The organism is Pseudomonas sp. SAS7 (assembly GCF_052112345.1).
Lineage (GTDB): Bacteria > Pseudomonadota > Gammaproteobacteria > Pseudomonadales > Pseudomonadaceae > Aquipseudomonas > Aquipseudomonas putida_Q.
Genome location: NZ_JBEGGO010000055.1, coordinates 1 through 656, shown reverse-complemented (window position 1 = coordinate 656; position 656 = coordinate 1). Strand labels below are relative to the sequence as shown.

General features: G+C 59.9%; 1 protein-coding gene. It reads right to left on the bottom strand.

The window, feature by feature from the left end; all coding sequences use genetic code 11:
* Positions 1-656, bottom strand: a 656-nt coding sequence (locus ABI582_RS28660) for a T6SS effector BTH_I2691 family protein (protein WP_442120988.1), incomplete at both ends; no start/stop codon positions are given.

The following is a 656-nucleotide window of genomic DNA, read 5'->3' as shown; positions in this document are numbered from 1 at the left end:
TCACCGTCGTAGTCGTACTGCTCGGCCACCTTGAACATGGGCGTGTCGAACAGCGCGGCATAAGCACGGGCGTCCTTGTCGATGAAGCGCTGGAACTCGGCTTCCTGCTGGTCATACTCGGCCTGGAACGCCGCACGTTGTGGTTCGTGGTAGCGCTGCTCGAGTTTATCGTCGCTGTCCTTCATCGCTTGCTCGACCATACGCGGCCGCTCTACCGTAGGGTCAATCGGTACAAACGGTCCTCTACCCGCCATCGGCTCCAGCGAAGGCACCTTCTGCGCTGCCCACTCCCGGTGCGTGGCGCGAATGGCCTGGAGTATCTGCGAAGTCTGCAATTGGTAGGCACGCATGGGGTCCTCACGCCAGACCTGGCGCTTCACCACCCAGCTCAACCGCTGGTGATTGAATTCCTGAATCAGCCCAACGGTATCGTCGAGCACCACCGCCAGCACGCCGTTCTCCAGCTTGTGCCGGTTCATCGCATTGACCAGGTACCCCTTCAAGGCAAACCTACGTAGCTTGCGAGTGTGAAAGCCATGCGCACTGTCAAACGGCGAGCACCCATGCTGGGCGTACTCGAACACCTCCTTGTCGACCTGCAGGTTATCCGGCGTCATGGCAATGCCCAGTAATTCTGGGTTGTTACGCGCCTGGGT